Source organism: Aeromonas allosaccharophila, from assembly GCF_000819685.1.
Lineage (GTDB): Bacteria > Pseudomonadota > Gammaproteobacteria > Enterobacterales > Aeromonadaceae > Aeromonas > Aeromonas allosaccharophila.
Map to the genome: position 1 here is coordinate 120,328 of NZ_CDBR01000005.1, position 21,174 is coordinate 141,501.

Sequence of the window (21,174 nt, forward strand, 5' to 3'; positions counted from 1 at the left end):
CGACCAGATACGGGTAATATAATGCACGGCAATGAAGACCAAGATGCTTCATTGCCGTTTCTGCTTTTTTATGACGGGAGGGTTCAATGGCTGTAGCTGCCAATAAGCGTTCGGTAATGACGCTGTTTTCCGGTGCCAACGATATGTTCAGCCATCAGGTGCGTATTGTCCTGGCGGAGAAGGGTGTTAGCGTGGATATCTGCCAGGTTGACCCAGCCAATCTGCCGGATGAGCTGGCCGAGCTGAACCCGTACAACTCTGTACCGACTCTGGTGGATCGTGAGCTGGCACTCTATACCTCACGCATCATCATGGAGTATCTGGATGAGCGCTTCCCGCATCCGCCCCTGATGCCTGTTTACCCGGTTGCTCGTGGTAACAGCCGTCTGATGATGCACCGCATCGAGCTGGACTGGTACTCCCTGGCCGACAAGATCATGGCCGGTACCGATGCTGAAGCGGCACGCAACGAACTGCGTGACAACCTGCTGGCCATTGCGCCGATCTTCGGTGAAATGCCCTATTTCATGAGCGAAGAGTTTGGTCTGGTGGATTGCTACATGGCTCCGCTGCTGTGGCGTCTGCCGAGCCTGGGCATCGACCTGACCGGTCGTGGTGCCAAAGAGCTGAAGGCCTACATGGTTCGTCTGTTCGAGCGTGAATCCTTCCAGGCCTCTCTGACCGAAGCCGAGCGCGAGATCCGTTCTGGCGTATGAGCATGGAACCGACAATGACACCGAGCCGCCCGTACCTGTTACGGGCGTTCTTTGACTGGTTGCTGGACAATGACCTGACCCCCCATCTGGTGGTCAACGTCAACATTCCCCATGTGATGGTGCCGATGCAGTTTGCCCAGGATGGGCAGATAGTGCTGAACATCGCGCCTCGTGCCGTGATGCAATTTCATATGGATAATGAGGCCATCAGCTTCAGCGCACGCTTTGGCGGGGTATCCCAGCAGGTCTATATCCCGATGGCGGCCGTACTGGCTATCCATGCCCGGGAGAATGGCGTGGGCACCATGTTCCCGCCCGAACCGGGTTACGACATCTGGCTGGAACAGGCCGAAGCGCCGGTGGAGCCTGAGCCGGAACCGCCGCGCCCCAGCGGTCGTCCGACCCTGAAGGTCATCAAATAAAAAAACGCAGCCGATTGGCTGCGTTTTTTTATGCCGCGTTGGCTTAGTTCTGGGCGAACTCGAAGGCCTTGATCACGCGCTTCACGCCCTCAACGTGGCGAGCAATCTGCACTGCCTGTTCCCCCTCCTGACGCGTCACCAGACCAATCAGGAACACCTCGCTATTCTCGGTGACCACCTTGACCTTGGTGCTGTCGAAGTTCTTGGTGCCGAACATGTCGGCTTTCACCTTGGAGGTGATCCAGGAATCATTGCTGCGAGTGGTGAAGCTGGCGGGCTGGCCGAGGCGCAACTCGTTGTAGACGTGGCGGACCCCTTCGATGCGACTGACAATTTTGCCCGCCTCAATCTTGTAAACGTCAGAAGGTGTCTGGCCGACCAGCAGCACGCGGCCGTTGTTGCTGTAGACGCTGATCTTGCTGGCTGCGCTGAGCGGTTTATTGTCGGCCAGCAGATTGGCCGCTTTCAGCTCGATGGTCTGGTCATCCCACTGTGCGCCCAGCGTTCGGCGATCGCCAGAGGCCTTGGCTGTCCCTGCGGCGCCGCCAACAACTACGGCTGCGCAGCCTTGCAGCAGCAGGCTGCTCACCAGCAGACCGAGCAGGATAGTGTGCTTTTTCATGGTTTCAATCTTCCTGTTGCGGGAAAAGTGTCTGGTCGATGAGATCACACAGGCAGTGCAGGGTCAACAGATTCACTTCCAGAATGCGAGGCCGACGGGCGGATGGCACGCGGATCTCCACATCGTTCGGACCGAGCAGACCTGCCATTTCGCCACCGTCCCCCCCGCTTAGCACCACTATGGTCATGTCGCGGGAGAGGGCGGCCTCGGCGGCCTTGATCAGGCTGCGGCTGTGGCCGGAAGTGGTGATGACCACCAGAATGTCGCCGGGCTGGCCCAGTGCGCGGATCTGCTTGGCGTAGACCTCTTCAAAACCGTGATCGGTGGCGATGGCGCTGATGGTCGCCATGTCGGGCGTCAGGGCCATGCCGGGCAGGGAGGGGCGCTGGGTCTCGTAGCAGTTGACCAGCTCGGAGATGAACAGTTGCGCCAGTGCGGCAGAAGGACCGTTACCGCATGCCAGCACCTTGTGGCCATTGAGCAGGCAGATGGTGATCATCTGGGCTGCGGTATGGATGGCATCCGGCAGCGCCTCGGCAGCGGCTATCTTGGTCTGGATGCTTTCGGTGTAGTTCTCTTTGATGCGGTCAGTCATAGGGTCCTCTTAAAACGCGTTCTGGATCCAGGCTGGCTGGTCGCCCTCGAACGCAATCACATCGAATCGGCAGGCCTGATTGGCCTCGTTGATGGCATGTTGCTTCAAATAGTGGCGCGCTGCCAGCATGATCTTGTGCTGTTTGCTGCGGGTGACCGAACTGGCGGCCCCGCCATGGCTGCTTGTGGCCCGGTAGCGCACCTCAACAAACACCAGGGTCTGGCCCTGGTGCATGATGAGATCTATTTCACCGCCACGACAGCGGTAGTTGCGCGCTACCGGTTGCAGGCCCCGGGCCTGCAACCAGCGTTCAGCGACTTGTTCAAAGTGCTGTCCCTTGCTCGTCGGTGAGGGGAACAGGCTCGGCAACTGCTGGCGCATCCGTTTCCATAGTTCCTTCATTGGAGGGCTCCTCCAGCTGCTGAACGGCGTTCTCGTCGACCAGTTTGCCGTTCTGGTAAGTCCCCCAGCTCAGCATCCGCACGATATTGCCCTGGGCATCCACGCTCAGCTGACCGCTCATGCCAGCCTGCTGCATGCCACCCACCTTGCGCATCTGCTGCAGGTTCTCTGCCAGGCTGACGGCATCGTAACCCATGGCAAACAGACGCAGCAGGTCACCCTGAGTCTGCGGCCAGAGCAGGGCGATCTGCTCGCGCTGTTTCTCGTAGCCGCCAAGCAGCAGCGGCATATCGGCGATATGCATGCCGTTGAGCTCGGAGGCGACCTCGGTGGCGGCGCTGTCGTAGCCACGGGAGCTGGTGTAGATGGGCAGGCTGCCCATCGGATTGACCGAGACATCCACGTAGGGCTTGATCATCCGGGTTTCCAGGCTGTTGGCCACCACGTAAACGGCATCGATGCTGCGCGGTGCGGCATCAGAGAGTTGCACCACTTCACCAGCACGGGCGGTAGAGCGGCCGCTCAGGGCATTCTTGACCATCCCCTGCACTTCGTTGCGGGCACCGAAGGTGGCCACCACTGGCTTATCCTGGCTCAGGGTGGCCCAGCTCTGCTCGAACGCCTTGATACTGCTGTAACCGATCCGCCCCTGGGCGGCGATCAGCAGCGGTTTGCGGTAGCCCTGTGTGTAAAGGTACTGGGCTGCCTGCGCGGCATCTGCGGCGGCAGAGAGGGAGAAGTAGTAGGTGGAATCGTTGACGATCGGCTTGTCCAGCTCGTTGAGCGCCAGCACCGGCACGGTCGGATTGGCCTTGAGCAGCTCCTCGACCCGGTCTTTCAGCAGCGGGCCGATGATCATGTCCGCCCCTTCCTGAATCGCCTGCTTGTAAAGATCGCCGGTCGACTTGCTCTGGGTGTCGTAGAAGTTCAGGGTAAATTGTCCCTGATTTTCCTTATAAGACATCAGCATACCGTTGCGGATAGCGGCGCCCTGCGGCTCCAGATTACCGGATAGGGGCAGCAGCACGGCGATCTGCTGCACCGAGGTGCTGGCAGTGGCCGCCAGATCGCCCAATCCTGCCGGCATATCTTTCTGGGCCGGATGGTTGGGGAAGTCGCGCTTCCAGCCTGCCAGCTGGCGGGCCAGCAGGTTTGGCTGGGCGCCAAACTCGTTGACCAGTGCCGCCAGTCGCAGCCAACCGGTGGTCACGTCAGGGGCCGGTGCCTCTTCCAGTGCCTGCAGGGTGGAGGGGGTCATGCTTTTGAGCAACGACCAGATCTGCTGATGGTTGGTCGCCTGCTCGCTCTGATTGAGGTAGGGCTCCAGTGCAATCAACGACTTGGCTGCGCCAAACTTGTTGTTGATGTCGAGCTGCAGCACCACGCGCTGGCGATACCAATCCTTCTGGGTATCGGCATCCAGCACCACCTCGGGTTTGCCTTCCAGCAGGATCAGCGCCTGATTGGCGTGGCCCTGCGCCAGCAACAGATGGGCTTGCAGCAGTTGCAGCTGCGCCTTCTGGGCGGGCTCCTTGGCCTGCTTCTGCAATTGCTGGAACAGTGCCGAGGCCGGTTTGGCTTGGCCCAGCGCCAGATAGCTGCGTGCCGCCAGCATCTGCCAGGTAAAGGCCTCGGCCGGCTTGGCCGGGTCCACCTGCTCAAGATACCACTGGGCATTCTTGGTCAGATTGGAGAACGCAGAGGGCATGCCTGACTGCCCTGACGGTTGATTGGGCTCCGACGCACAGGCGGCGAGCAGTACTGCCGCGAGTATGATGCCGAAGAGTCGTGATACACTTAGCTGCTTTGTAACCCGGTTCAAGTTCATTCCCCGACCAGTGTTGAAGTTCCCCATAGTGTAAACGGGCCAATATGGCGACACAATTGTCGGGGCACTCGGAGATCCCATGAGTGACATCCCAACCCTGTATATAGTCCCCACTCCGATCGGTAATTTGGCGGACATCACCCAGCGTGCATTGGATATTTTACGCAGTGTCGATCTGGTGGCCGCCGAAGATACCCGTCATACCGGTATCCTGCTCAGCCACTACCAAATCTCGGTGCCGACCTTCGCCCTGCACGATCACAACGAGCAGCAGAAGGCCGATGTGCTGATCGGCCGGATCAAAGAGGGCAAGAGTGTTGCGCTGGTCTCCGATGCCGGCACCCCGCTCATCAGCGACCCCGGTTATCACTTGGTCACCCGCTGTCGTGAAGCCGGGGTCAAGGTGGTGCCTCTGCCTGGCCCCTGTGCCGCCATCACCGCCTTGAGCGCAGCCGGTCTGCCTACCGATCGCTTTGCGTTTGAAGGCTTTCTGCCCGCCAAGAGCAAGGGGCGCGACGATCGTCTGCAAGCGGTTATCGAAGACACCCGTTCGCTGGTGTTCTACGAATCGCCACGCCGGGTGAAGGATACAGTGGAAGCGATTGCTCGCATTCTCGGCGAGCGTCAGGTGGTGGTGTGCCGCGAGTTGACCAAGACCTTTGAGTCGATCCACGGTCTGCCTGCCTCTGAAATGCTGACTTGGCTCGGTGAGGATGACAACCGCTGCCGAGGCGAGATCGTGCTGGTGGTGGCTGGCGCCTCCAAAGATGAAGAGGATCTGCCGGCCGAGGCGATCCGCACTTTGGGGCTGCTGGTAGCTGAACTGCCACTGAAGAAAGCGGCTGCCCTGACCGCCGAGATCCACGGCGTGAAGAAGAATGCCCTCTACAAATATGGGCTCGAGCACTATTGAGCCGATGAAATAGGCCTGCAGACTGTTTTCTGACCTGTGCAATCCCTCGAACCGGCAAGCATTCAGCCTGTCAACGGGGGTCAAAGCGCGATAAATGGCTGTAAACGGGAATTGCCGGTTTACCCCGTGTGTATCGCAAGGCTATAATCCGCGCCTCGGAGTTGGCTGGGCAATCGCTGCTTCGTCGTTGTGTCCCTCGGGACAGACGGGCGGAGGGGAGGAAAGTCCGGGCTTCATAGGGCAGGGTGCCAGGTAACGCCTGGGGGGCGCGAGCCTACGACCAGTGCAACAGAGAGCAGACCGCCGATGGCCCGCAAGGGATCAGGTAAGGGTGAAAGGGTGCGGTAAGAGCGCACCGCGCGACTGGCAACAGTTCGTGGCACGGTAAACTCCACCCGAAGCAAGACCAAATAGGCCCCTATTGGCGCGGCCCGCGTTGGGGGCGGGTAGGTTGCTTGAGCCAGCGAGCGATTGCTGGCCTAGAGGAATGATTGCTACCCGGGGCAACCCGGTACAGAACCCGGCTTACAGGCCGACTCCGACCTCATTCCGAAGAGCCCCGCGATTTATCGCGGGGCTCTTTTTTATGCATGAGAAAATATGGCTTCGTTGGTCGGATATTTTTTGTCTCGCCATGTTGAATGAAATTATATGTTTTAAATCAGTCGAATAGTCTCGTATTTAGCGCAATGGCAGCGATAGATGGTGATAGGACACCGGATGGCTGTTCGCACCCGCATATTGTGTCTGTTCTCAGTTCATTCACTTATTTCAATTAATCGCCAGAGTTTAACGCCAAATAACTTGTGGAAAATCAACCCACTCAATCCGCGGTATGCAAATGCTGCGTCAATATGTTCCCTCTGTCCCATCTCCTTGCTTGAAAAGCCCCCTGCACGTCCTTAAACTTCAACGTGGGGAAAAGTGGATCAAAGTGGTTTTTAGAGGGGCAATCTGCCTGCTCACTCACCTTCAGGGACTGCAATTTGTTGCGTGGCGCTCATGCCATCAGCCTGGACAGTAAAGGGCGGCTGGCTATTCCGACCAAATTTCGTGATTGGCTGCGCGATGAAAGCGACGGCCAGCTGGTCTGTACCATCGATATTGCTCATCCCTGTCTGCTGCTTTATCCCCTGACTGAATGGGAAGAGGTCGAGCGCAAGCTCAAGACCCTCTCCAGCATGAATCCACAAGAGCGCCGTTTGCAGCGACTGCTGCTGGGACATGCAACCGAATGCGAGCTGGATGGCAATGGCCGTCTGCTGCTCAGTCAGCCACTGCGCAACCATGCTGGGCTGGACAAGAAAATCATGCTGGTGGGCCAGCTCAACAAGTTTGAGTTGTGGGATGAAGCCCGCTGGCAACAACAGGTCAATGACGACATCTTGGGTCTGCCCGGGGACGATTGGGCAAGCTCACCACGACTACAGGATTTCTCTTTATAAATGACCCAAGCCGCTGAACACATCACAGTGCTGCTGCACGAAGCCGTTGAAGGTCTGGCCATCAAGCCGGACGGTGTCTACGTCGACGGTACTTTTGGCCGTGGTGGTCATTCTCGTCTGATCCTGCAGCACCTTGGCCCCAATGGCCGCCTGATCGCCATCGACCGCGATCCGCAGGCGATCGCCGAAGCGGCCAAGATCCAGGATCCCCGTTTCGAAATCGTGCACGGCCCCTTCTCCGGCATCGCCTCCTATCTGGATGAGCGCGGTTTGCTGGGCAAGGTGGATGGCTTCCTGCTGGATCTGGGGGTCTCTTCCCCCCAGCTGGATGATGCCGAGCGCGGCTTCAGCTTCATGAAAGATGGTCCGCTCGATATGCGGATGGACCCCACTTCCGGCCAGAGTGCCGCCGAGTGGCTGGCCAAGGCCGATGTGGATGACATCGCCTGGGTGCTGAAGACCTTCGGTGAGGAGCGTTTTGCCAAGAAGATCGCCCGCGCCATCGTCCATGACCGCGTGACCGAGCCTTACGTGCGTACCCGTCAACTGGCGGAGATGATTGCCCGGGTCAATCCGAGCAAGGAGAAGGGCAAGCATGCGGCAACCCGCAGCTTCCAGGCCATTCGCATCTATATCAACAGCGAGCTGGACGAGATCGAAACCGCGCTCAACGGTGCGCTGGAAGTGTTGGCACCGCACGGCCGCCTGTCAGTGATCAGCTTCCATTCGCTGGAAGACCGATTGGTGAAGCACTTCATCCGCAAGCACGAGAAGGGGCCGGAAGTGCCTTACGGCATTCCGCTGACCGAAGCCCAGCTCGCTGGCGGTCGCAAATTGAAGTCGGTCGGCAAGGCGCTCAAGCCTTCTGATCATGAAGTATCTGAAAACAGCCGATCACGCAGCTCGGTGCTGCGTGTTGCCGAACGGCTGGCGGAGTAAGCGATGAGCGAAGTGCGTGTTCATCTGGCCAAGGAGATCGTTGCCGATCTCTGGCGGCACAAGCTGCAGATTTTTCTGTCGGTCGCCGTGCTGGTGACCGCGTTTGCCGTGATCCTGGTGACCAACATGACCCGCGGTCTGACGGCCCAGCAGAACGATCTGATGGCGGAAGAGGATCGCCTCAATATCGAATGGCGCCATCTGCTGTTGGAGCAGGGCACCCTGGCTGAACACTCCCGGGTGGCGAGTCTGGCGATGGACAAGTTGCAGATGGGGCGTCCGCTGGTGACCACCGAGAAGGTAATTACCCAACCATGAAACGCAAGGCTACAGCCAAAGCTGCCAAAGCGACTGTCAAAGCGCCATCGATCTATCCGTGGCGCTTTCGCACGCTTGCGGTGTTTATCGGCATCGCGTTTGTGGGTCTGATCCTGCGTCTGGCCTGGATCCAGGTGATCAATCCGGATCGTCTGCGTCAGGAGGGGGACATGCGTTCCCTGCGTACCACCTCCACCCAGGCAGTGCGCGGCATGATCACCGATCGCAACGGTGAGCAGCTGGCGGTCTCGGTGCCGGTCGAAGCGGTCTGGGCCGATCCCAAGACTGTCCACGAATCCGGTGCCATCAATAATGAGCGGGCCTGGCTGGCGCTCTCCGCCGTGCTCAAGCTCGACATCAATACCCTCAAGCATCGCATCGCCAACCCCAGCAAGCGCTTCGTCTATCTGCAGCGTCAGGTGACCCCTGCCGTGGCGGAATATATCAAGGGCCTCAAGCTGGGTGGCATTTACCTGCGTCCCGAAGCGCGCCGCTTCTACCCGACTGGTGAGATCAGTGCCCATCTGGTGGGGGTGACCAACATCGATGGCAGCGGTATTGAAGGGATTGAGCGTAGCTATAACGAGTGGCTGACGGCGACGCCCGGCGAGATGCGGGTACGCAAGGATCGTCAGGGACGGGTCATCGAGCGGCTTGGCCTCGTCAAAGAGGGCAAGAACGCCAACGATCTGCAACTCAGTATCGATCAGCGGGTGCAGGCACTGGCCTACCGCGCGCTCAAGCGGGCGACCGACGAGAACAAGGCGACCTCCGGCTCCATGGTGATGCTGGATATCAAGACCGGCGAAGTGCTTGCCATGGTCAATACTCCCTCCTACAACCCGAACAACCGCGGCCAGTACCAGAGCTTCCGGGTGCGCAACCGGGTGGTGACCGATACCTACGAGCCGGGTTCTACCATCAAACCATTGATTTTGCTCAGTGCCTTGCAGGCTGGCGTGACCAGCTGGAAAGATACCATCCAGGGCGGGCCGCTTTTTATCGGGGCGAAGCAGATCAAGGACGTCAGTATCCACAAGGCGACCAACCTCTACGACATTCTGCGCTACTCCTCCAACATCGGTATGTCGCGTATCGCGCTGCGGATGCCGGCGCAGGAGATGATCAACACCCTCAGCATGTTCGGTTTCGGCATGGATACCGGCAGCGGGCTGATGGGCGAGAGCAGCGGCATGTTGCCACAGCGTCGTCGCTGGTCCGATATCGAACGGGCGACCCTCTCGTTCGGTTATGGCCTGCGGGTCACTCCGCTGCAGCTGGCTTCCGCCTACGCCACACTGGCCAACAAGGGCAAACGGGTGCCGCTCTCCATCGTCAAGGTGACCACGCCGCCCAAGGGTGAGCAGGTGATCGACCACAACAACGCCTCTGCCATGTTGCAGGCGCTGGAGTACGTGGTCGACAACGCCATTCCAAAAGCCAAGATCCCGGGTTATCGGGTCGGCGGCAAGAGTGGTACCGCCAAGGTCGCCGTCGCAGGTGGCTATGGCAAGGATTACATGGCCTGGTTTGCCGGTTTCGCACCCGCCAGTGATCCCCGTTTCGTCATGGTGGTGGTGATCAACGAGCCAAAAGGCAGCGCCTATTATGGCGGTGCCGTGGCGACCCCACCGTTTGCAGAGGCCATGGGCGGGGTGCTGCAGCTCTTCAATATTCGTCCCGATGCGGTGCCGCCAGCGGTGCCCACCAAACTTGCCCGTACGGAGGCCTCTCTTGTCCCGCGCACTTGATGTATTACTGCGCCCCTTCGGTATCCAGGCGCCGGCGCTCACCCTGACCGATATCCAGCTGGATAGTCGGCGGGCTGGCCCCGGCTCGCTCTTCGTGGCCATTCGTGGTCATCAGGTGGATGGCAGACGGTTTATCGAACAGGCGGTGGCTCAGGGAGCGACCGCTGTTGTGTTTGAGGAGGATGGTGAATTCGTTCCGCCGTCGACTCTGGTTCCTTGTATTGGGATACAGGATCTGCCCGCTCGTCTCTCCGAACTTGCTGGCTATTTTTACGAGCAGCCTGCGCAAAAACTGCAACTGGTCGGGATCACCGGCACCAACGGCAAGAGCACTACCGCTTTGCTGGTCGCCAACTGGCGCACCCTGCTGGGTGGCAAGGCCGGCGTGATGGGCACCATCGGTAACGGCCTGTTTGGCCATCTGATCGAAGCGGAAAACACCACTGGCAGCGCCGTGCAGGTGCAAGCCAATCTGGCTGCGCTGCAAGAGCAGGGGGCGGATCTGGTGGCGATGGAGGTCTCCAGCCATGGTCTGGTGCAGCACCGCGTCGCCGCGCTGCCCTTTGCCGCCGCTGTCTTCACCAACCTGAGCCGGGATCACCTCGACTACCACGGCACCATGGAAGCCTATGGCGCGGCCAAGGAGCAGCTGTTGCAGCTGGTCGATGAGTCGAATGCGGTGATCAACCGTGATGACGAGTTGGGTGCCAAGTGGCTCGAAAAATACCCGGCTGCGGTGGCCTTCAGTGTGGATGGCCCGATTGAACACCATTCTGGCCGTCAATTAACGGCGCAGCAGCTCGATTTTCATCAGCAAGGTTTTCGCGCGCAGATTAACTCCAGCTGGGGGAATGGTGTATTATCCGCCCCCTTGCTCGGGCGCTTCAACGTCAGCAATGTGCTGGCGGCGATGGGCGTGATGCTGGTACTCGGTTACGACTTCAACGAGCTGCTGGCTACAGCGCCTCAGTTGCAGCCGGTGACCGGTCGCATGGAGTGTTTCGGCGGTGGTGATACGCCGCTGGCGGTGGTCGATTACGCCCACACCCCGGATGCGCTGGAGAAGGCATTGCAGGCCCTGCGGGTGCACTGCACAGGCCAGCTCTGGTGTCTGGTCGGTTGTGGTGGCGACCGCGATCGCGGCAAGCGCCCCATGATGGCGGCCATGGCCGAACAGTATGCGGATCGCGTGATCCTGACCGACGACAATCCCCGTACCGAGGAGCCGGCCCGGATCATGGCCGACATGGTGGCGGGTCTTCGCGATCCTGCTGCGGTGCAGGTGGAGCACGACCGCGTCAAGGCGATTGTGCTGGCCATCGGTCAGGCGAGCAAACAGGACATCATCCTGGTGGCCGGTAAGGGTCACGAGGATTATCAGATCATTGGAACCGACAAGCGGCACTACAGCGACCGGGAAACCGTCGCGGCCGCCTTGCACACATTATTGGAGTCATTCAAATGATGACCCTCAGGCTTGCCGAGCTGGCGCAGGTACTCGATGCCCGTCTGATTGGTGACGATGGCGAGATCACCGTCGTCAGTACCGACACCCGCACTTTGGGCGCGGGTGCCCTGTTCGTTGCCCTGCGCGGCGAGCGCTTCGATGCCCACGATTTTTGCGAGCAGGCCGTTCAGGCAGGGGCCTCTGCCCTGCTGGTCGAGCGCGAGCTGCCGCTGGCCATCCCCCAACTGGTGGTGGCTGATAGCCTCAAGGGGCTGGGCCGACTCGGCAAGCTGGTGCGCGAGCGCATCAATCCGAAAGTGCTGGCCATTACCGGCAGCTGCGGCAAGACCACGGTGAAGGAGATGGCGACCGCCATCCTGCGCAACGAAGGGGAAGTGCTGGCCACCGCTGGCAACTTCAACAACGAGGTGGGCGTGCCGCTCACCCTGTTGCGCCTCGAGCCACAGCACAAGTTTGCGGTGATGGAGCTGGGTGCCAACCATCCGGGCGAAATCGCCTGGACCACCTCATTGGCCAAACCCGATGCCGCCATCATCAACAACGTGGCGGCGGCCCATCTGGAGGGCTTCGGCTCGCTGGAAGGAGTGTTCCACGCCAAGAGCGAGATTTTTGAGGGCCTGAGCGAGGGCGGCACCGCCATCGTCAATGCCGACAACGAATTCTGGCCGAAGTGGCGGGAACGCGGCATTGGCTGCGCTTTCTCTATTGAGGATCAGAGCCAGCCGTTCCACGCGCGCGACATGGTGCTTAATGAGCAAGGTTGCGCCGAGTTTGTGATGGTGACCCCGCAGGGCGAGCTGAGCCTGACTCTGGCGATCCCGGGTCGCCACAACGTGGCCAATGCGCTGGCTGCCGCCGCGGGCTGTCTGGCCCTCGGCGCATCCCTCGCCAGTGTCAAGGCGGGGCTGGAGCAGATGGCACCGGTCAAGGGGCGCTTCTGCGTCCAGCGTTGGGACGATCTGACCCTAGTGGACGATACCTACAATGCCAGCGTGGAATCCGTGCTGGCGGGCATCGATACCCTGACCGCCATGGGTGGCTTCAAGGTGCTGGTGTTCGGTGATATGCGGGAACTGGGTGAGGAGTCTGCCGAGCAACACGCCCGGGTTGGCCGTCATGCCCGCGAGCGCGGCCTGGATGCCGTGCTGACAGTGGGGGAACAGAGTCGCCACACCGCAGATGCCGCGGCAGGCCGACATTTCGATAACAAGGCATCGTTGTTTGAAGTGCTTGCGCAAATGATAAATACACATCAGGAAATTTCGATTCTGGTCAAGGGCGCCCGTGGCTCCCGCATGGAAGATATCGTCGAGATGGTCAAAGGCCATCAGGAGTCAGCCACATGCTAGTCTGGCTGGCCGAACTGCTCACCCCGCACTTCACCTTCTTCAACGTCTTCTCCTACCTGACGTTTCGCGCCATCCTGTCGATCATCACCGGACTGGGAGTTGCCCTCTGGATGGGGCCGCGGCTGATCCGCCGTCTGCAGATCCTGAAGTTCGGTCAGGTGATCCGCAACGACGGCCCCGAGTCCCACCTCAGCAAGCGGGGCACCCCGACCATGGGTGGCCTGATGATCATTGCGGCGATCTTCACGTCTGTGTTGCTCTGGTGCCGCCTCGACAACCCCTATGTCTGGCTGGTGCTGTTTGTGCTGGGGGCCTACGGCGCCATCGGCTTTGCCGACGACTACCTCAAGGTGGTGCGCAAGAATACCGACGGTCTGATCGCGCGCTGGAAGTACTTCTGGCAATCCGCGGTAGCACTGGCAGTGGCGGTGTTCCTCTATGCGACCGCGACCCATGAGGGGCAGACCCAGCTGGTGGTGCCTTTCCTCAAGGATGTGATGCCGCAGCTTGGTCTGATGTTTATCGTGCTGACCTATTTTGTCATCGTCGGAACCTCCAACGCGGTCAACCTGACCGACGGTCTCGACGGCCTGGCAATCATGCCGACTGTGATGGTGGCAGGGGGCTTTGCCCTGATTGCCTGGGCGACCGGTAACGTCAACTTTGCCAACTACCTGCACATTCCCTACGTGCCCTATACCTCCGAGTTGGTGATCGTCTGTACCGCCATCGTCGGGGCGGGTCTGGGTTTCCTCTGGTTCAACACCTATCCGGCGCAGGTCTTCATGGGCGACGTCGGTTCCCTGGCGCTGGGTGGCGCGCTCGGCACCATCGCCGTGCTGGTACGTCAGGAGTTCCTGCTGGTGATCATGGGTGGCGTCTTCGTGATGGAGACCGTCTCGGTGATCCTGCAGGTGGGTTCCTACAAACTGCGCGGCGTGCGGATCTTCCGCATGGCGCCGATCCATCACCACTACGAGAAAAAGGGCTGGCCGGAGCCGCGCGTCATCGTGCGCTTCTGGATCATCACCCTCGTGCTGGTGCTGCTGGGTCTTGCCACCCTGAAGGTGAGGTAAGGCCATGGTCATCATCATCGGATTGGGCAAAACCGGACTCTCCTGTGTCGATTACTTCCTCGGCCGTGGCGTCACGCCACTGGTGATGGACACCCGCGCCAACCCACCGGGCAAGGATCAACTGCCGCCGGAGGTGGAGTTGATCCATGGGCTCGACGAGGCGCTGCTCAAGCAGGCGCACATGATCGTCGCGAGCCCGGGTATCGCGCTGGCGACCCCCGAACTGAAAGCCGCCGCCGAGCGTGGCGTGCAGATCATCGGGGATATCGAGCTGTTTGTCCGCGAGACCCAGACCCCGGTCATCGCCATCACAGGTTCCAACGGCAAGAGCACCGTCACCACCCTGGTTGGCGAGATGATTGCCGAAGCGGGACTCAATGTCGGTGTGGGCGGCAATATCGGTACACCGGCGCTGGAGCTGCTCAAGCAGCCGATGGATCTCTGCGTGCTGGAGCTCTCCAGCTTCCAGCTCGAGACCACCTACAGCCTGCGTGCTGCCGCGTCCGTGGTGCTGAACCTCTCCGAAGATCACATGGATCGCTATCAGGGCATGGCCGACTATCGCGCCGCCAAGATGGAGATCCATCAGCATTCCAAACACATTCTGGTCAATCGCGATGATGCCCAGACCCTGCCCGATGTGGGTCAGGTGTGGCAGAGCTTTGGCCTCGACTGCAATGGCTATGGCCGCTGCCTGCTGGATGGCCGCTACTGGTTGACCTTGCACGGCGAACCGCTGTTGGCAGTGGACGAGATGAAGATCGTCGGCGCCCACAATCAGGCCAACGCCCTTGCGGCCATGGCGCTGTGCGATGCGGTCGGCATTCCCCGTGCGGCTCAGCTTACCGTGCTGCGCCGCTTTGAAGGCTTGCCCCATCGCGCCCGCTTCGTGCGCGAAGTGAACGGGGTGCGCTGGATCAACGACTCCAAAGCCACCAACGTGGGAGCCACACTGGCTGCCGTTGCCGGTGTGCGCGAGTCGGTCAAGGGACGGCTGCTGCTGCTGGCCGGTGGTCAGGGCAAGGGGCAGGATTTTGGCCCGATCCAGGCGCTGCTGGGCAACCAGATCGATCACATGTACTGCTTCGGTCAGGATGCCGAGGTGCTGCTGGCACTGGGCGAGCAGACCGAACAGGTGGCCGACCTGGCCGCTGCAGTTGCCAAGGCGGCGGCCGATGCCCGGCCCGGTGACTGGGTGCTGCTGGCGCCCGCCTGTGCCAGCCTCGATCAGTTCAAGTCGTTCGAGGTGCGCGGCGATCGTTTCACCGAGATGGTACAGATGCTATGAACGCACACCTTGCCAGTCTGGACGGGCTTAACCTCTTCACATCATTCGATGTTCGCGGTGATCGCCTTACCGCTGAACTGGTGCTGGCGCTATGAACGCCCTTCGCGCAGCAGCAGGTTTGTTCCAGCGCTGGTTGTTACCGGCGCGCCCTGCCGGTCTCTACGATCGGCTGCTGGTACTGCTGGCGCTCTCCCTGATGGCGGTCGGGGTGGTCATCGTGGCCTCGGCGTCGATCCCCGAGGGGATTGCGCTGGGGGATGACCCCTTCATGTTTGTGAAGCGTCACGCCCTGTTTCTGGTGATGGCGCTCGGTATCTCCTGGTTTGTGTTGCAGGTGCCGATGGCGCGCTGGCAACAGCACAATGGCCCCATGCTGCTGCTGGCGATCTTGATGCTGGTGCTGGTGCTGCTGGTCGGTCGCAACGTCAACGGTGCGGTGCGCTGGTTGCCGCTCGGTCCCTTCAACCTGCAGCCTGCCGAGTTTGGCAAGCTGGCGCTGTTTGTCTATCTGGCCGGTTATCTGGTGCGGCGTCAGAGCGAAGTGCGCGAGGCCTGGATCGGCTTCCTGAAACCGCTGGCGGTGTTCGGGGTGCTGGCGGTCTTGCTGCTGTTGCAGCCGGACTTGGGTTCCACCGTGGTGATGTTCGTTACCTCGTTTGGCATGCTGTTCCTGGCCGGTGCCCGACTGGGACAGTTTTTGACCCTGATCGGTGCGGGCCTCGGCTCGGTGGTGATGCTGATCATCGTCGAGCCTTACCGGATGCGGCGGGTGACCTCCTTTATGGACCCCTGGGCCGATCCGTTCGGCAGCGGCTACCAGTTGACCCAGTCGCTGATGGCGTTTGGCCGTGGCAGCTGGTTTGGTGAAGGGCTTGGCAACTCCATCCAGAAGATGGAGTACTTGCCGGAAGCGCACACCGACTTCGTGTTTGCGATCCTCGGCGAAGAGCTGGGTTACGTCGGGGTGCTGGGTGCCCTGTTCCTGATTTTTGCGCTGGCGATCAAGGCGCTCAAGCTGGGGCATCGCGCGCTGGTGGCAGAGCGGCTCTATGACGGCTATCTGGCCATCGGCATCGGCATCTGGTTCAGCTTCCAGACCTTCGTCAACGTTGGCGCGGCCAGCGGCATGATGCCGACCAAGGGCTTGACCCTGCCGCTGGTCAGTTACGGTGGCTCCAGTCTCATCATCATGGCGGTGGCGGTGAGCATGTTGATTCGAATCGATTTTGAGTTGCGTCAGGCGACAGCCCAGGCGCGCGTGCGGGAGGTTTAGTGAGCAAGACTCTGTTGGTGATGGCAGGTGGTACCGGTGGGCATGTGTTCCCCGGTCTGGCCGTGGCCGATCGCCTGAAGGCCCAGGGCTGGACTGTCCACTGGCTCGGCACTGCCGACCGGATGGAGGCGGAGCTGGTGCCCGCCCACGGTTATCCCATCTCCTTCATCGATATTCAGGGGGTGCGTGGCAACGGCATCAAGCGGCTGCTGGTGGCGCCCTATCGCATCGTCAAATCGATCCTGCAGGCACGCCAGGTGCTCAAGACCGTTCGTCCTGACGTGGTGCTCGGCATGGGCGGTTTTGCTTCCGGTCCGGGTGGCGTGGCGGCCTGGTTCTCCGGCATCCCGTTGCTACTTCATGAGCAAAATGCCGCTGCCGGCATGACCAACAAGCTGCTGGCCCGTATCGCCAGGCGGGTGCTGATGGCATTTCCGGGCGCCTTCGCGCCGAGTCGTCGTACCGCCGTGGTAGGTAATCCGGTGCGTCCCGAAGTGGTCGCCTTGCCGGATCCGCAACTGCGCAGCGGAGCCGAGCCGCTGCACCTGCTGATCGTCGGTGGCAGTCTGGGTGCGCGGGTGCTTAACGAGCAGGTACCTGCTGCGGTGGCGGCATCCGGCGTGCCCATTGAAGTGCGTCACCAGTGTGGCAAGGGCAATGCAGAGACTGTGTCTGCTGCCTATGCCCAGCACGGCATCAATGGCGAGGTGAGCGAATTTATCAAGGATATGGCCAGCGCCTACGCCTGGGCCGACCTGGTGGTCTGCCGTGCCGGTGCCCTGACCGTTTCCGAAGTGGCTGCCGCCGGTGTGGCTGCCATTTTCGTGCCGCTGCCCCATGCGGTGGATGATCACCAGACCCGTAACGCCCTGACCCTGGTCGACGGCGGTGCGGCCGAGTTCCTGCCCCAGTCCGAGCTGAATACCGCGTCACTGGCGGCGCGCCTGACCTGGCTGGCTGGTCGCCGGGAGACCCTGTTTAACATGGCGAAAGCGGCTCGCCGCGTCGCCATTACCGATGCAGCCGAGCGGGTTGCCGATGAGTGCAAACAGCTCGCAACCGGGCAGAGTGGTAAAGATTGATGAGCAAGGTTGCAGCGGTGACACCGTGCAGCCTTGTACCTGTATGTATTGATGCCGCCGTGCAGCCGCGTTATGACGGCACATGGCCTGCGGCAGACTAAAGAGACGATTATGACCAAGGTTGAACTGGCAAAACTGCGTACTGTGATCCCCGAAATGCGCCGCGTGCGTCGCATCCACTTTATCGGCATCGGTGGTGCCGGTATGGGCGGGATCGCCGAAGTGCTTGCCAACGAAGGGTATCAGGTAACGGGTTCTGATCTGGCTCGCAACGCCGTGACCGAACGGTTGGCCGGACTGGGCGCGCATATCTTCGTCGGTCACAGTGCCGAACACGTCGAGGGTGCCAGCGTGGTGGTGGTCTCTACCGCCATCAAGCAGGACAATCCGGAGCTGCTGGCTGCCCGCGAACTGCGGATCCCGGTCGTGCGCCGTGCCGAGATGCTGGCCGAGCTGATGCGTTTTCGTCACGGCATCGCCATTGCCGGTACTCACGGCAAGACCACCACCACCAGTCTGGTGGCGAGCATCTATGCCGAAGCCGACCGTGACCCGACCTTCGTCATCGGTGGTCTGCTCAACAGTGCCGGCACCAATGCCCGTCTGGGCAGCAGCCGCTATCTGATTGCCGAGGCGGACGAGAGCGACGCCTCCTTCCTGCATCTGCAACCGATGGTCTCTATCGTGACCAACATCGAAGCGGATCACATGGACACCTACGGCGGTGACTTCTCCAAGCTGAAGGCCACCTTCATCGAGTTTCTGCACAATCTGCCTTTCTACGGACTGGCGGTGGTCTGCATCGATGATCCGGTGATCCGTGGCATGTTGCCCGAGATTGCCCGCCCGACGCTGACCTACGGTCTCTCTGACGATGCCGACGTGCAGGTGCTGGATTTTGTCCAGACCACCAACCACAGCTGCTTCCGGGTTCGCCGCAAAGAGGCGGGTGAACTGCAGGTCACCCTCAATTTGCCGGGTATTCACAACGCATTGAACGCCGCAGCGGCGATAGCTGTCGCGACCGAGGACGGGGTCAGCGATGAGGCCATCATCCGTGCGCTGGCCAAATTTGAAGGGGTCGGTCGTCGCTTCCAGCAGTATGGCGAGTTTGAGACCGGTCGCGGCAAGGCGATGCTGGTGGATGATTACGGTCACCATCCGAGTGAAGTGAAGGTCACCATCAACGCCGCCCGTGCCGGTTGGCCCGAGAAACGTCTGGTGATGGTGTTCCAGCCGCACCGTTATACCCGCACTCGCGACCTCTACGAGGACTTCGCCGATGTGCTCTCCAAGGTAGACGTGCTGGTGATGCTGGAGGTTTATGCTGCCGGTGAGGAGCCGATCCCGGGCGCAGATGGACGGGCGCTGTGCCGCTCCATTCGCTCGCGCGGCAACCTTGAACCCATCTTCGTCGCCACGCCAGATGACGTGCCAGCCGTGCTGGCCGACCTGATCGGCGAGGGGGATTTGGTGCTGACTCAAGGCGCCGGGAACGTCGGGGCGCTTGCCCGTCGTCTCGGAGAGATGAAATTGAGCATAGATAGCATGAAATCTGGCGCCTGAGGGCCCAATGAGTATTTTGACCGCCAAGCCGGGGCCTATATAATGGCGAACCGGTCTGTCAAAAGGCCGGATTAGCGCGTTACACGGGGAACGATCGGGTGGAGGCAAGGGCACAGGGGCGCACCAAGGGTGGCTTCATCGCAGGTGTAGTGTTTTTCCTGCTGGTGATATGGGGCTGCTACCGGACGGCGCTGGACGTTAAAGGTTGGCTGACAGATGCCAACCGGTTGCCCATGAGCGAGTTGTTGCTGCAGGGGCAACATCAGTATTTGCAAACCGAAGAGCTGCGGATGGCCGTGCTGGATGGCGCCGAGCTGCGCAACTTCTTCGAATTGGACGTCAACGAATTGCAGGCACGGCTCAATGCCCTGCCATGGGTAGCTCAGGTCTCGGTACGAAAGAAGTGGCCGAACAAGATCAAGATCTACCTCACGGAACAAGATGTGGCGGCGCGCTGGAATGGTAACCGCTTCGTCAACACCAGGGGCACGGTGTTCAGTGCCCCGGATCGGGTCAAGACGCCGCTGTTGCAGCTGTCAGGGCCGGATGACCAGGCCGCCCGGGTGTTGAAAGAGAGTCGGCAGTACGAGTCGCAACTGGCTGCCAAGGGATACAAGTTGCTGGGGGTGAATCTGACCCCACGCCATGCCTGGGAACTGACCCTGGATGGCAATATCAAGCTGTTCCTGGGACGCAATGACATTGCGCTCCGGTTGCAGCGGTTTATCGATGCCTTCCCGGTTATCGAACCCCGTGCGCAAGTAGCCTACGTGGATCTTCGATACGACACCGGAATGGCAGTTGGCTGGAAGAAGAGCGAAGAGAAAGTGCATGACCAACACCGCAGATAGGAATTTGATTGTCGGACTGGATATCGGCACAACCAAGGTGGCGGTTCTGGTCGGGGAAGTATTGCCGGACGGTGAACTGAACGTCATCGGTATGGGCAGTCACGCTTCCCGCGGAATGGAGAAGGGCGGGGTCAATGACCTCGACTCCGTGGTCAAGTCACTGCGCCGCGCGGTGGAAGAGGCCGAGATGATGGCCGACTGCCAGATCAGCTCGGTTTATCTGGGTTTGTCCGGCAAGCATATTGACTGCCGCAATGAGACCGGTATGGTGCCCATCTCCGATGAAGAGGTGACCCAGGAGGATGTGGACAACGTGATCCACACCGCCAAGTCGGTTCGCCTCTCCGACGAGCTGCGCGTGCTGCATGTGCTGCCTCAGGAGTTTGCCATCGATTATCAGGAAGGGATCAAGAATCCGGTTGGCCTCTCCGGTGTACGGATGGCGGCCAAGGTTCACCTGATCACCTGCCACAACGACATGGCTCGCAACATTGAGAAATGTGTGGAGAAGGTCGGCTTGCGCGTGGATCAACTGATCTTCTCCGCGCTGGCCTCCAGCTATGCCGTGTTGACCGAAGACGAGAAAGAGCTGGGTGTCTGCGTGGTGGACATCGGTGGCGGTACCATGGACATGTCGCTGTTTACCGGCGGTGCCCTGCGCCACACCAAGGTGATCCCGTACGCTGGCAGCACTGTGACCAGCGATATCGCCTACGCCTTCGGCACGCCGCCGCTCGACGCGGAAGCGATCAAGGTGCGCTACGGCTGCGCCCTCGGCCGTCTGGTCAGCAAGGAAGACAATATTGAAGTACCCAGTGTCGGCGGTCGTCCGGCGCGCAGCCTGCAACGGCAGACACTGGCTGAAGTGATTGAGCCCCGTTACACCGAGTTGCTCTCCATGGTGAATGATGAGCTGGTGCGGGTACAGAGCGAGTTGAAAGCGCAGGGGGTCAAGCATCAGCTGGCAGCCGGTGTGGTCTTGACCGGCGGCGCTGCCCAGATTGAAGGCATTGTGGAGTGTGCAGAGCAGATCTTCCAGAGCCAGGTCCGGGTGGGAGAGCCCATGAACATACGTGGTTTGAGTGATTACGTGCAGGCACCGGTGTACTCGACTGCGGTCGGGTTGCTGCAATATGGCCGCACCCATCAAGCCACAGGTAGCAACAAAGAATATGCCGCCAAGGCAAGCGTCGGTGGCCTGGTCAAACGGGTTAGCAACTGGCTGCGTGGCGAGTTCTAAGAATTTTGCTGAGTCAGGCAAATAAAGCGG

The 21,174-nt window shown here is 60.5% G+C and carries 20 protein-coding genes and 1 other RNA gene; 17 read left to right on the forward strand and 4 right to left on the reverse strand.

The window, feature by feature from the left end:
* Nucleotides 1-86: 86 nt before the first annotated feature.
* Both sspA and BN1115_RS00910 read left to right on the forward strand, forming a co-directional pair.
* Nucleotides 87-716 (forward strand): stringent starvation protein SspA, encoded by a 630-nt coding sequence (gene sspA, locus BN1115_RS00905; RefSeq protein WP_042012397.1) that lies wholly within the window; start codon nucleotides 87-89, stop codon nucleotides 714-716.
* Nucleotides 713-1,138 (forward strand): ClpXP protease specificity-enhancing factor, encoded by a 426-nt coding sequence (locus BN1115_RS00910; RefSeq protein ID WP_005336278.1) that lies wholly within the window; start codon nucleotides 713-715, stop codon nucleotides 1,136-1,138. Before sspA ends, BN1115_RS00910 begins: the two co-directional genes overlap by 4 nt.
* Nucleotides 1,139-1,181: 43 nt before the next feature.
* On the opposite strand, the gene dolP is transcribed toward BN1115_RS00910, so the two are convergent.
* Genes dolP through BN1115_RS00930 form a run of 4 tightly spaced genes read right to left on the reverse strand, consistent with a single transcriptional unit; the run spans nucleotide 1,182 to nucleotide 4,465 of the window.
* Nucleotides 1,182-1,760, reverse strand: coding sequence for a division/outer membrane stress-associated lipid-binding lipoprotein (gene dolP / locus BN1115_RS00915; RefSeq protein WP_042655666.1), 579 nt, complete (start codon nucleotides 1,758-1,760; stop codon nucleotides 1,182-1,184).
* 4 nt (nucleotides 1,761-1,764) lie between these two features.
* On the reverse strand, nucleotides 1,765-2,355 hold the full coding sequence (locus tag BN1115_RS00920) for a D-sedoheptulose-7-phosphate isomerase (protein WP_005336275.1): 591 nt from the start codon (nucleotides 2,353-2,355) through the stop codon (nucleotides 1,765-1,767).
* A 9-nt stretch (nucleotides 2,356-2,364) separates the two neighbouring features.
* Entirely contained in the window at nucleotides 2,365-2,736 is a 372-nt protein-coding gene (locus BN1115_RS00925) for a YraN family protein (RefSeq protein ID WP_042655667.1), read from the reverse strand.
* Complete coding sequence (locus BN1115_RS00930) at nucleotides 2,678-4,465, reverse strand: penicillin-binding protein activator (RefSeq protein WP_042655668.1); 1,788 nt, start codon at nucleotides 4,463-4,465, stop codon at nucleotides 2,678-2,680. The genes BN1115_RS00925 and BN1115_RS00930 overlap by 59 nt, the downstream gene beginning before the upstream one ends.
* A gap of 199 nt (nucleotides 4,466-4,664) precedes the next feature.
* Between BN1115_RS00930 and rsmI the strand changes: the two genes are divergently transcribed.
* The 15 genes from rsmI (at nucleotide 4,665) to ftsA (ending at nucleotide 21,144) form a co-directional block, all read left to right on the forward strand.
* The gene (rsmI, locus tag BN1115_RS00935) at nucleotides 4,665-5,498 is read left to right on the forward strand and encodes a 16S rRNA (cytidine(1402)-2'-O)-methyltransferase (RefSeq protein WP_042655669.1); all 834 of its coding nucleotides are present in this window, start codon (nucleotides 4,665-4,667) and stop codon (nucleotides 5,496-5,498) included.
* Nucleotides 5,499-5,655: 157 nt separating this feature from the next.
* Nucleotides 5,656-6,042, forward strand: an RNA gene (rnpB, locus tag BN1115_RS21225) — RNase P RNA component class A.
* Nucleotides 6,043-6,484: 442 nt separating this feature from the next.
* Entirely contained in the window at nucleotides 6,485-6,943 is a 459-nt protein-coding gene (gene mraZ, locus BN1115_RS00940) for a division/cell wall cluster transcriptional repressor MraZ (RefSeq protein ID WP_042655670.1), read from the forward strand.
* On the forward strand, nucleotides 6,944-7,882 hold the full coding sequence (gene rsmH / locus BN1115_RS00945; RefSeq protein WP_005336168.1) for a 16S rRNA (cytosine(1402)-N(4))-methyltransferase RsmH: 939 nt from the start codon (nucleotides 6,944-6,946) through the stop codon (nucleotides 7,880-7,882).
* 3 nt (nucleotides 7,883-7,885) lie between these two features.
* Complete coding sequence (gene ftsL, locus BN1115_RS00950) at nucleotides 7,886-8,200, forward strand: cell division protein FtsL (RefSeq protein ID WP_042058665.1); 315 nt, start codon at nucleotides 7,886-7,888, stop codon at nucleotides 8,198-8,200.
* Nucleotides 8,197-9,951 carry a penicillin-binding transpeptidase domain-containing protein gene (locus BN1115_RS00955; RefSeq protein ID WP_042058666.1) on the forward strand — a complete coding sequence of 585 codons (1,755 nt, stop codon included), beginning with the start codon at nucleotides 8,197-8,199 and terminating at the stop codon, nucleotides 9,949-9,951. Before ftsL ends, BN1115_RS00955 begins: the two co-directional genes overlap by 4 nt.
* The gene (gene murE, locus BN1115_RS00960) at nucleotides 9,884-11,416 is read left to right on the forward strand and encodes a UDP-N-acetylmuramoyl-L-alanyl-D-glutamate--2,6-diaminopimelate ligase (RefSeq protein WP_042655671.1); all 1,533 of its coding nucleotides are present in this window, start codon (nucleotides 9,884-9,886) and stop codon (nucleotides 11,414-11,416) included. The genes BN1115_RS00955 and murE overlap by 68 nt, the downstream gene beginning before the upstream one ends.
* The gene (locus tag BN1115_RS00965) at nucleotides 11,413-12,768 is read left to right on the forward strand and encodes a UDP-N-acetylmuramoyl-tripeptide--D-alanyl-D-alanine ligase (RefSeq protein WP_042655672.1); all 1,356 of its coding nucleotides are present in this window, start codon (nucleotides 11,413-11,415) and stop codon (nucleotides 12,766-12,768) included. The genes murE and BN1115_RS00965 overlap by 4 nt, the downstream gene beginning before the upstream one ends.
* Nucleotides 12,762-13,844, forward strand: a complete 1,083-nt coding sequence (mraY, locus tag BN1115_RS00970) for a phospho-N-acetylmuramoyl-pentapeptide-transferase (RefSeq protein WP_005355120.1) — start codon at nucleotides 12,762-12,764, stop codon at nucleotides 13,842-13,844. The genes BN1115_RS00965 and mraY overlap by 7 nt, the downstream gene beginning before the upstream one ends.
* Nucleotides 13,845-13,848: 4 nt before the next feature.
* Nucleotides 13,849-15,132 (forward strand): UDP-N-acetylmuramoyl-L-alanine--D-glutamate ligase, encoded by a 1,284-nt coding sequence (gene murD, locus BN1115_RS00975; protein ID WP_042655673.1) that lies wholly within the window; start codon nucleotides 13,849-13,851, stop codon nucleotides 15,130-15,132.
* A gap of 91 nt (nucleotides 15,133-15,223) precedes the next feature.
* Nucleotides 15,224-16,405 (forward strand): cell division protein FtsW, encoded by a 1,182-nt coding sequence (gene ftsW, locus BN1115_RS00980; RefSeq protein ID WP_042655674.1) that lies wholly within the window; start codon nucleotides 15,224-15,226, stop codon nucleotides 16,403-16,405.
* Nucleotides 16,405-17,487, forward strand: a complete 1,083-nt coding sequence (gene murG, locus BN1115_RS00985) for an undecaprenyldiphospho-muramoylpentapeptide beta-N-acetylglucosaminyltransferase (RefSeq protein ID WP_042655675.1) — start codon at nucleotides 16,405-16,407, stop codon at nucleotides 17,485-17,487. Before ftsW ends, murG begins: the two co-directional genes overlap by 1 nt.
* Nucleotides 17,488-17,598: 111 nt before the next feature.
* Nucleotides 17,599-19,053 (forward strand): UDP-N-acetylmuramate--L-alanine ligase, encoded by a 1,455-nt coding sequence (murC, locus tag BN1115_RS00990; protein WP_042655676.1) that lies wholly within the window; start codon nucleotides 17,599-17,601, stop codon nucleotides 19,051-19,053.
* Nucleotides 19,054-19,151: 98 nt separating this feature from the next.
* Nucleotides 19,152-19,904 (forward strand): cell division protein FtsQ/DivIB, encoded by a 753-nt coding sequence (locus BN1115_RS00995; protein WP_042655677.1) that lies wholly within the window; start codon nucleotides 19,152-19,154, stop codon nucleotides 19,902-19,904.
* Nucleotides 19,885-21,144, forward strand: a complete 1,260-nt coding sequence (gene ftsA / locus BN1115_RS01000) for a cell division protein FtsA (protein WP_005336148.1) — start codon at nucleotides 19,885-19,887, stop codon at nucleotides 21,142-21,144. The genes BN1115_RS00995 and ftsA overlap by 20 nt, the downstream gene beginning before the upstream one ends.
* Nucleotides 21,145-21,174 lie beyond the last annotated feature (30 nt).